We start from the raw sequence: 11,401 nt of genomic DNA on the forward strand, positions 1-11,401 counted from the left end.
CTACCTCGACGCAGAATGGCGATTGATCCAGCTACACAGAACCAGGATCACCCATAGCTGTTCGTGCCACCGGCCGTCGTCTCCGACATGGTCATAAGCGCGCAGCCTCGACAACAGAGCGGTCCGGAATCGCGTGGTCAGCGGCGCGATTCTCCACAGGTCGGAATCGGCGACCTCATCGATGACGCGCTTGCGAAACCGTGAGTCCAGCAGCCAATGCGCGATCGGTGCGAGCAGGATTTGCCGCTTGCGCATCACGATCTCCGGCGGCAGGTAACGACCGGCGACCTGACGCAGCAGGCGCTTGGCCCACCATGCATCCGCCTCGTACCAATAGCTCAGGCCGGGATCGATCGCCGACGCCCAGCCGTAGACATCCTGGCGCAGGAACGGGAAATCGAGGCGGGCGCCGTGCATGAGCGCATTGTCGGCGAGCGCCGGCAGCAGCAGCTCGCCGATCCGGAACACATACTCGTGCGCGGACATCGCCTCCGTCGGCAGCGCTTTGGGCTTGACCGCGAGCAACTGCCGATAGAACGCGACGTCATCCGCGAGCAACGCGTCGACGGCCTGCGGATCCCGGCTCAGACGCCGCATCTCGTCGACGGAAAAGAATTCCGCGATGCCGAGGAACAGCACGTCGTCGAGACCCAGCAGGCGCGCGGCCGGCAGGTCGTACAAGCCGGGAAGGTCGACGCCGAGCCGGCGTTGATGATGCATCTGGGCTGCGAGACACGTCAGGGGCTTGTGGTAGCCACCGAAGCATTCGTCCGCGCCCAGGCCGGAGACCGCGATGGCGTGTCCGTCCGCGACGGTCGCCTCGATCAGGGCGGCATGGGTCACGGCGGCGGGCGCCGTGAGCGGAAACGGAGCGTCCAGGATGCGGTCCAGCAGTTGCAGCGCGTGGTCGACGTCGAGATGGACGATCCGGTGGCGGATGCCGGTGATGCGCGCCACGGTGGCCGCGTAGTCGGTTTCGTTGAGACCGTAGTCGTCGTCGAAGGCGATCGTATAGCCGGTGACCGCGTGGCGCTCGCGCAGGAGCGCGGCCAGCAATCCCGAGTCGACGCCGCCGGAGAGGAACAGGGCGATGTCGCGCGCCGCGTCGGCGACGTGATCGACGGACGCCCGAAGGCGCGACAGCGCCTCTTCCTGAAGGCAGGACGCATCGTGCGATACCGAAGCGGCTTGAAGGGGCCATGCGAAACGCCGGACGACGGGCGGCGCACCCGGCTCGCATATCAGCGCCTCGCCGACCTGCAGCGACTGGATGCCTTGCAGAAGCGCATGCGCCGCCCGCGGCCTGCCTCGCCACAGCAGATGCAGCAGCGAGCCGACATCGAGTTCGCACTTGATGCCGAGCGTCCGGACCAGCCGCTGCGGATCCCGATCCCATTCGATGCTGTCGCGCTCGATGCGGAAATAAAGCGGACGACGCGCATGCAACCCGCGCCGGATGATCAGTGCATCTTGCTCGTCACGCGAGACGTCGAGGTCGTCGTCATCGTCGTCCGGCGATGTCGCGCCCCAGACGATACGTTCGTCGCGCGGGTCGAGACGCCAGTCGGTCTGTCCGCGGCCGATCGGCGTGGCGTCCCGCGCACGCTCACGCAGTGCGGCACAGCCCGCGTCGGTTAACGCCGCCGCGCCTCGCATCGACAAGGTCTGCTTGCGCGCGCGGTGGGTCAGGCCTTGGCTTTCGTCGCGCGTTTCTTCGCGGCGGGCTTTTTCGCGGCTGTCCTGGTGCGTCGCTCGGCGGGCCGGATGATGATGCCGCCTTTCGTGTCGCCTTCGGCGCGCCGGATCGATCCGCCTTTCGTGTCGCCGCCATCCAGCGTGATTTCATAGCGCCGCTTGTAGAGCTGTTCGAGCGCGTCGAGATCGATGGAAATGGTCAGTGCCTTTTTGCCGCGCTTGGCGGCGGGCTTGGTGGATTTAACGGCGGAAACTTTATTGGATTTCTTTGTGGTTGCCACGTCTGCTCCTTTCCATGACGATGTGAAGGGAACCCCCGTCAACACACGACGCGCCGCAATATCACGGTAATCGTTGCGTGATGACTGCGTGGAACGATTATAGGAGATATAAATTGAAGTTCCGTTATTTCGCATAACTCAAGCAATGCTGACCGCCTGCCTGATCGTCCACAACGAAGCGAGCGTATTGGCGAGATGCCTGACGTCCTTGATGCCGTGGGCCGATGCATGCTGCGTCGTCGATAGCGGCTCCACCGACGGGACCGTCGATCTCGCACGGCAATTCGGCGCCCGGGTGCAGGTGATGCCGACGCTCGCGGACGCGCGCGGCAGATTGATCGACTTTGCCGCAGCGCGCAATGCGGCGCTGGCGATGGTGCGCGATGGCTGGGTCCTGTCGATCGATGCGGACGAGGTGCTGGCGATACGCGATCGCGCCGAGTGGCGGCGCCTGATCCGGCGGCGCGATTTGCAGGCGATCGAACTGGTGATCCTGTCGGGCGGCACGCGCTGGTATGTGCCGAGAGTGTTCCGGAAGCAGCCGTGGTCGACGTGGCACGGGCGCGTGCACGAATGGATCGCGCTGCGGGAGCCGACGTGCCGGACGGACTGCGCCACGCTCACCAACCAGCCGGACAAGACGGGCAAGGAATCGGCGGTCGAGCGCGATCTGCGTCTTTGCGCGGTGGCATTGCGCGACGATCCCGACGATTTGCGGGCAGTGTTCTATCATGCGCGCGCCCTGAGGCTTGCAAAGCGCCATGCCGAGGCCATTCCCCTCTATCTGCGCTATTGGCGGCAAGCGGAGTTCCAGGCGGGCCGCTACACAGCCATGCTGGGTGCCGCCACCTGCGCGCTGTTGATGCACGACCTCGAGGCGTCCCGCCGCTATGCGATGGTCGCGTATCGCCTCGATCCCGCGCTTGCCGAGGCATGCTGCGTGCTGGGCGACGTCGCGCTCGGCATGGGGCGTGCCGACCTCGCCATCGGCTGGTTCGAAAAAGCGCTGCACAAGCGCCTGCCCGGGATCGCGCAGGCGCTGTTCGTCGACGAGAGCTGTTACGGGCCCTATCCGCGCGAGCGTCTGCGCTGGATTCGCGAACGGATCCAGGCACGGTAGCGTGCGTTCACGCCAGCGCGATATCGAGTCGCCCGGCACATTCGATAATGCGGCGGAAAGAAAAATCATGACAAACAGGTAAATCTTTCATGTCGCGGTTTCACCCACCCGGATTGCAAGTGCCGGCTCCTTGCTAGAAGCGGTATTCCTCGCCTATAAATGGACAACATTCCTCGAGCACTTTCCGTTGCATATCTGCTTTTGAAAGGTCATAAGCAGGGCGCACGTATCGTTGAAGTCGATGGCCTTGGCGCCATCAAAACGGAGACGACTGAAAGGGTGGGATCTTGGCCAATCTTCAGCGAAGACGTGAAGACGACGAGCATGCGGCCGCCGCCCCACCCGGTGTCAGCGCGCCTGCGCTAACGCTTCCCAAAGGCGGCGGTGCCATTCGCGGTATCGGCGAGAAATTCGCCGCCAATCCGGTGACCGGGACGGGATCGATGACGGTGCCGATCGCTACCAGCCCGGGTCGTTCCGGTTTCGGTCCTCAACTATCACTCTCGTACGACTCCGGCGCCGGGAATGGCCCGTTCGGCTTCGGCTGGAGCCTTTCCCTGCCGTCGGTCACGCGCAAGACCGACAAGGGGTTGCCGCAGTATTGCGACACGGTCGATTCGGACGTTTTCATCGTTTCTGGCGCGGAAGACCTGGTGCCTGTCCTGGTGCAGGATGCCGCCGGCAATTGGGTGCGGGAAGCGCTTCCACCCAGAACGGTAAATGGCCGAATCTTCCGTATCCGTCGCTACCGACCGCGCATCGAGGGCCTGTTTGCGCACATCGAGCGATGGACAAACACGACCGACGCGACCGATGTGTTCTGGCGGTCCATCACGCATGACAACGTCACCGCCTGGTACGGGAAGACGGCCGATAGCCGTATTGCGGATCCGGCAGACCCAAGCCGCATCTTCAGTTGGCTGATCTGCCAAAGCAATGATGACAAGGGCAACGTCGCCGTTTACGGCTACAAGGCGGAGGACTCGGCAAAAGTTTTCGAGGATTCGGCCGGGACCAACCTGCGCAGGGCCCGCGAACGTAACCGCACCCATCGGTCCCGTTCAGCGCAGCGTTATCTGAAGCGCATTCGTTACGGCAATCGCTCGCCCTACTTTCCGGAATTGAAGGCCGACGCGGCCTGGCCGGAACCTCCCGATGCCCACGCGCCTGACGGCAGCGATGCGTGGCACTTCGAGGTTGTCTTCGACTACGGCGAACACGACGCCAAAGCGCCGGCCCCCCACGACGCAGAGCCCTGGCCCTCACGACCGGATCCGTTCTCGTCCTACCGCGCAGGGTTTGAGGTGCGTACCTATCGGCTCTGCCAGCGCGTCCTGATGTTCCACCATTTTCCAGGCGAAGTCGGCGTCGAGCGGAATTGCCTCGTGCGCTCGACCGACTTCACTTACCCGGACGAAGTCGACCCCACCGATGCCCTCAATCCCGTCTACACTTTTCTGGAAGCCGTCGCGCAAACCGGCTACCGCCGCGACAATGGCGGCTACGATAGTCGCAGCCTGCCTCCGGTACAGTTCGAATACAGCAAGCCCACCGTGCAGGAGACCGTCGAGGAAGTCGATCCGTCGAGTCTCGACAATCTCCCCGTTGGCGTAAACGGCAGCGCCTACCGATGGACTGATCTGCACGGCGAAGGGATCCCCGGCATCCTCACCGAGCAGGCCGATGCCTGGTTTTACAAGCGCAACCTGAGCCCGCTGACCAGCACGGCGGCGTTCGCGCCGCTCGAAAACGTCGCGCTCAAGCCCAATGTGGCCCTGAGCAGCGGAGCGGACTTCATGGATCTCGCGGGCGACGGCCAGCTCGACGTCGTTGTCATGGACGATCCCGTCCCCGGCTCGTACGAGCATGACGACGCAGAGGGCTGGCAGCCCTTCCGCCCGTTCACCTCGCGCGTGAACCTCGACCCGCGCGACCCGAACCTCAAATTCGTCGATCTGGACGGCGACGGCCGCGCCGACGTGCTCATCACCGAAGACGACGCCTTCGTCTGGCATGCGTCACTCGCCGACGAGGGCTTCGGTCCCGCCCGCCGCGTTGCACAGGAACTGGACGAGGAAAGAGGCCCGCGCGTCGTCTTCTCCGATGGTACCGAGTCCATCTACCTGGCCGACCTCTCCGGCGACGGCCTCACCGACATCTGCCGCATTCGCAACGGCGAAACCTGCTACTGGCCCAACCTGGGTTATGGCCGTTTCGGCGCCAAGGTCACGATGGACAACGCGCCCTGTTTCGACAACCCGGACCAGTTCGACCACGCGCGTATCCACCTGGCCGACATCGACGGCAGCGGCACCACCGACCTCATCTATCTCCACCGCGACGGCGTGCGCCTGTACTTCAACCAGTCCGGCAACGGCTGGAGCCAGCCGCACACGCTGAAGGTGTTTCCACGCATCGATGACCTCGCAAGCATCGTCCCGACCGACCTGCTCGGCAAGGGCACCGCCTGCCTGGTCTGGTCCTCCCCGTTGCCGGGTGATGCGCGCCGGCCGATGCGCTATGTCAACCTGATGGGTGGCCTCAAAGCCCATCTGCTGGTCAGGACCGTCAACAACCTTGGCGCGGAAACGCGCGTCGCTTACGCCCCCTCGACCAAGTTCTACCTGCAGGACAAGCGCGACGGCAAACCGTGGATCACCCGGCTGCCCTTCCCGGTGCACGTGGTCGAGCGCGTGGAAACCTACGACCACATCAGCCGTAACCGCTTCACCAGCCGCTACGCCTACCACCATGGCTATTTCGACGGCGAGGAGCGCGAGTTCCGCGGCTTCGGCATGGTGGAGCAATGGGACACGGAACAGTTCGCAGCGGTCGCCGACGGCAGCGTCCCGGCAGATAACGTCGCCGCTGCATCGCATGTGCCGCCCGTGCACACCAGGACCTGGTTCCACACGGGCGTCTACCTCGGTTGGGAACGCCTCTCGCGCCACTTCGAAAGCGAGTATTTCCGTGAGCCCGGACTGACCGTCGAAACCGCGCGGCCGCTCTTGCTCGATGACTCCACTGTCCCGGCGGACCTGACGCCGGACGAAGCGCGCGAGGCTTGCCGTGCCCTCAAAGGCGCCATGCTGCGCCAGGAGGTCTATGCCGACGACGCGGATCACCCGGGCGCGACGCCGCAGCAGATCCAGCGCGCCCGCACGCCCTATACCGTCACCGAGCAGAATTTCACCATCCGCGCCCTGCAGAAACGCGGCGCGAACCTCCACGCGGTCTTTTTCAGCCACGTGAACGAGGCACTGAGTTATCACTACGAGCGCAATCCGGCAGATCCGCGCATCCAGCACACGCTGACCCTGGAAGTCGATGACTTCGGCAACGTACTCAAGCAGGCCGCAATCGGCTACGGGCGCCGGCTCTCGCCGCTGTGGACGCAATGGGATCGCGACCGCCAGACAACGGCGCTGCTCACCTATACGGAGAACCGCGTCACCAACGCGATCGGATCGTCCGACGCCCATCGCAATCCGCTGTCCTGCGAGGCGACGACTTTCGAGCTGACGGGCTACACGGCCACGGGCCCGGCCGGTCGCTATCGGGCCTCCGATTTCGTCGAGCCCGATCCTGCCGCTCCCGGCCGCCTGCGTCACAAGTTCTCGGCCCCGGAAGTCGGTTACGAGGCCACTGCCGCCGGGAGCCTGCGCCGTCGCCCCGTCGAAGCGCTACGCACGCTTTATCGGCGCGACGACCTTTGCGACCTCCTCCCGCTTGGTGAGCTGCAACCGCGCGCCTTGCCCGGCGAAAGCTACAAGCTTGCCTTCACTGACGGCTTGCTCGACCAGGTCTTCCAGCGTCCACGCCAGGGGCAGGCCGACGAGCCTCTGCTGCCAGATCCCGACGCGGTGCTGGGTGGCCAGGCCGGCAACCGGGGCGGTTACCTGCGAAGCCGGATTCTCAAGGCGGATGGTCGCTTTCCGGCGAGCGATGCGGATGATCGCTGGTGGGTGCCCTCGGGGCAATCCTTCTACAGCGCGAATCCCGCCGACAGCGCCTCCGCCGAACTGGCGCAGGCCCGGCACCACTTCTTCGTGTCGCGCCGCTACCGCGACCCGTTCGGCCAGCACGCCTTCGTCGACTTCGACGCCCACGACCTGCTGATGACGGAGACCCGCGATGCCCTTGGCAACCGCGTGACCGTCCACGCCAACGACTATCGCGTGCTGCAGCCGCGTCTGGTCGGCGACCCGAACCGGAATCGGACCGAAGTCGCGTTCGATACGCTGGGCATGGTGGTGGGCACCGCGGTCATGGGCAAACCGCTGCCCGCGCCGGTGGAAGGCGACACGCTCGCCGGCTTCGTTGCAGACCTCACGCAAGCTCGGCTCGACGGCTTCTTCGAGGCGGACGATCCGCATGCCGCCGCTGTGGGGCTACTGAAAGAGGCGACCACGCGCATCGTCTACGACCTGAACCGCTTCCGCCGTACTCGCCAGGCCAACCCCGACCATCCGGACAAGTGGCAGCCGGCCTGTGCCGCCACGCTCGCCCGCGAAACGCATGTCAGCGCGCCGCTGCCACCGCAGGGCCTGAAGATCCAGCTCAGCTTTTCGTACTCCGACGGTTTCGGCCGCGAGATCCAGAAGAAGATCCAGGCCGAACCCGGTCCGGTGCCCCGGCGCGACACGACCGGCAGGATCGTCATCGGCGCGGATGGTCAGCCCGTGACGACACCGGATGACGCGAGCCCGCGCTGGGTCGGCAGTGGCTGGACGATTTTCAACAACAAGGGCAAGCCGGTTCGCGAGTTCGAGCCCTTCTTTACCGACACCCACCGCTTCGAGTTCGCGGTCAGCATCGGCGTCAGCCCGGTGTTGTTCTACGACCCGGCCGAGCGCGTCGTCGCCACGCTGCACCCGAACCACACCTATGAGAAGGTGGTGTTCGACCCGTGGCAGCAGACCACCTACGACGTCAACGACACGTGCGCGCCGCGCAACGCGCAGACCGGCGACCCGCGCACCGACGCCGACATTGACGGCTACGTCGCCGAATACTTCAGGACCCAACCGGCCTCTTGGCAGACCTGGCGCGCACAGCGAATGGGCGGTGCCATGGGCGTGGACGAACGCAACGCCGCCCTGCGCGCCGAAGCGCATGCCGACACCCCTGCCACCGCCCATTTCGATGTGCTGGGCCGCCCCTTCCTGACCGTGGCGCGCAACCGCGTCGTTTGCCCCGGCCACGACCTCGACGGCAGCGAAGAAAGTTTCGCCACCCGCATCGAGCTCGACATCGAAGGCAACCAGCGCGCCGTGCGCGATGCCATCCAGCAGGCCGGCGACGCGCTCGGCCGCATCGTCGTGCGCTACGCCTTCGACATGCTGAGCCACCGCATCCACCAGCTCGGCATGGAGGCCGGTGCACGCTGGATGCTCAACGACGTGACCGGCAAACCCATCCGCGCCTGGGACAGCCGCGGCCATGGCTTCACCACCCGCTACGACGCGCTGCGCCGCCCGACCGAGCAAACCGTGCACGGCACGTCCAGCGAGTCCGACCCACGTACGCTCGACCTCGACATCCTGGTCGACAAGATCGAGTACGGCGAGACACTGCCGAACGCCGAAGTGCTCAACCTGCGCACCCGCATCTATCGGCACTCCGATTCCGCGGGCGTGGCAATCAACGCGCGGCTCGATGTCACCGGCAACCCGACCGAGGCTTTCGACTTCAAGGGCAACCTGCTGCGCAGCACGCGGCAACTGGTCAGCGACTACATCGCCATCCCGAACTGGCTGCTGAATCCCAGGCTGGACGATGAATGCTTCGAGAGCAGCACCCGCTACGACGCACTCGAACGCCCGGTCCAGTCCATCCCGCCGCACAGCAGTCTGGGACGCGGCCAGTTCAACGTCATCCAGCCGGTGTTCAACGAGGCCAACCTGCTGGAACGGGTGGACGTGTGGCTGGAGCGCGCGGCAGAACCCGTCGAACTGCTGGACACCGCCAACGAAGCCCCATCGCCGGTCGGCGTCGCCGACATCGACTACGACGCCAAAGGCCAGCGCCTGCGCATCGACTACAAGAACGGCGCCAGCACCTTCTATCGCTACGACCCGCTCACCTTCCGACTTGATCGACTGCTGACCAGGCGCAAGGCGGCGGACTTCCCCGCCGACGATCCGCGGCCGCCCGTTGCCGGCTGGCCGGGCAAGCAATTGCAGAAGCTGCACTACACCTACGACCCGGTCGGCAACATCACCCACATCCAGGACGACGCGCAGCAGACGATCTACTTCAGGAACAAGCGCGTCGAACCGAGCAACGACTACGTCTATGACGCCCTGTACCGGCTGATCCAGGCCACTGGCCGCGAACACCTGGGCCGGGGCGGCACGCCCATCGCCCATTCGCCCAATGACGCCGGCCGCGTGGGCCTGGTCAGCGCCGACGCGGCGGGGCGCTTCGCCCCCAACGACGGCAACGCCATGGGGACGTACATCGAGCGCTACGTATACGACGCCGTCGGCAACTTCCTGCAGATGCAGCATCGCGGCAGCGGTCCGGCACATGCGGGCTGGACGCGCGCGTACGACTACCTCGATCCGAGCCTGATCGAAGACGGTAACGGCGGTGCGCTGCTCAAGGCCGGCAACCGCCTGACCCGCACGACGCTGAACCCGGCAGGCAACACGCCGCAGCCGGAAAGTTACATGCACGATGCCCACGGCAACATGCTGCGCATGCCGCACCTGGGCGGTGGCCTGCCCGGGCCGAATATGCACTGGGACTACAAGGACCAGTTGCGGCAGGCCGATCTGGGAGGGGGCGGCACGGCCTACTACGTGCATGACGCCTCAGGCCAGCGCATGCGCAAGGTGTGGGTGAAGGCGCCGGGTCTCACCGAAGAGCGCATCTACCTCGGCGGCTTCGAGATCTTCCGCAGGCACGGCGGCTCCATCGGTACCCACACCGCCAAGCTGGAGCGCACGACGCTGCACGTGATGGATGACAAGCAGCGCATTGCGTTGGTGGAGACGCGCACGCTCGACACGGCGAGCGACGACCCGGCGCCACGACAACTCATCCGCTACCAGTTCGGCAATCACCTTGGGTCGAGTTGCGTGGAACTGGACGAGCAGGCGCAAATCATCTCTTACGAGGAATACGCGCCCTACGGCAGCTCGACTTATCAGGCGGTGCGCAGCCAGATGGAGACGGCGAAGCGGTATCGGTACACGGGGAAGGAGCGGGATGAGGAGAGCGGGTTGTATTACCACGGGACGAGGTACTACGCGCCGTGGCTCGGGCGATGGACGGCCTGCGATCCGGCCGGCGAGGAGGAAGGTCCCAACCTCTACCAATACTGCTTCGATAATCCGGCGGGCTTCGTCGATCCTGACGGCCAGAGCGGCAAAAAACTCGCCATCGTCATGCACAACGAAACCAGGCCGACTAGAACGGAACTCCCCAAACCCGAGGCGCCCGTCAAGCCTCATAAGACGAAGGTCAAAGCTCCCGGAAAGAATGCTTCAGATAAAGATAAGGCGAAATACGAGAAGGACAAGAGTAAAGCCGATAAAGAATTCTCGGAAGGCATGAAAACGTATGAGGCAGCAAAAAAGAAATACGCTAAAGATTTGAAAGAATACAAGGCAAGCCAGAAGGAATGGAGTGCTTATCATAAGTCGCAAAATGAGTTTGAAGCGTCTGAGAAGGCGCTGAAAGCCGCAGGTTATGACGTCGTGAAAGTCGATTCCGGCAAAGCGTTACTCGAGGCGCTCCAGAACGCTGGAACGATCAAGGAACTCGTGATCGTGCACCATGGCACGCCCTTTGGCGTGGGCGGTGAAGGGCCTGGCGCCGGTCTGTACACCGACAAGCCGGCCCCCGGCACCCCGCTCGACGCCACGCGCGGGGCCAAACTGTCGGACCTGAAAAAATTGATCGACGAGAAGAAGATCGTGTTCGATGAGGCCGCGACGATTGTCCTGGCAGGGTGCAGAACTGCTGGCGGTAAAGAAGGTTCGCATCCCGGGTCCACATGGACCGGACCGATCGAGGACACCTTCGCTTATCGGCTCGCAAAAATGACTGGCCTCGAAGTCTTCGGCAGCAAGGGTGTCACATCATACGGCAAGGACCAGCGAAGCTCGACGCCGTTGCGCTATAGCGCCATTAGATGGCATCGATTTACGCAACAGGGAAACTCGATCAAAACAGAAGAGTTGAAAGGGAAATATTTGAATGTCGTGACGCGACAAACAAGCAAGTCCCCCCCTTGATGCGGCGCCGGGAAGGTTAAGGCATGTGAGCCGCTACTGCTGAGCAGCGTCGACTTCAA

4 protein-coding genes are annotated in these 11,401 nt (G+C 64.4%); 2 read left to right on the plus strand and 2 right to left on the minus strand.

Going from position 1 to position 11,401, the window contains the following annotated elements; genetic code table 11:
• Together ACTRWB_RS16455 and ACTRWB_RS16460 are read right to left on the minus strand one after the other, a co-directional pair.
• A complete protein-coding gene (locus tag ACTRWB_RS16455) occupies window positions 1–1,656 on the minus strand; it encodes a DUF7411 family protein (RefSeq protein WP_446902505.1) in 1,656 nt (551 codons plus the stop codon).
• A gap of 29 nt (window positions 1,657–1,685) precedes the next feature.
• Window positions 1,686–1,976: a hypothetical protein gene (locus ACTRWB_RS16460; protein WP_048244900.1), complete on the minus strand. Its 291-nt coding sequence runs from the start codon at window positions 1,974–1,976 to the stop codon at window positions 1,686–1,688.
• Window positions 1,977–2,121: 145 nt separating this feature from the next.
• Here ACTRWB_RS16460 and ACTRWB_RS16465 point away from each other — a divergent pair, with 145 nt between their 5' ends.
• Window positions 2,122–3,096 carry a glycosyltransferase gene (locus tag ACTRWB_RS16465; RefSeq protein WP_446902506.1) on the plus strand — a complete coding sequence of 325 codons (975 nt, stop codon included), beginning with the start codon at window positions 2,122–2,124 and terminating at the stop codon, window positions 3,094–3,096.
• Window positions 3,097–3,383: 287 nt separating this feature from the next.
• The gene (locus tag ACTRWB_RS16470; RefSeq protein WP_446902507.1) at window positions 3,384–11,342 is read left to right on the plus strand and encodes a SpvB/TcaC N-terminal domain-containing protein; all 7,959 of its coding nucleotides are present in this window, start codon (window positions 3,384–3,386) and stop codon (window positions 11,340–11,342) included.
• Window positions 11,343–11,401: the final 59 nt, after the last annotated feature.

This window comes from Burkholderia sp. YIM B11467, from assembly GCF_052952715.1.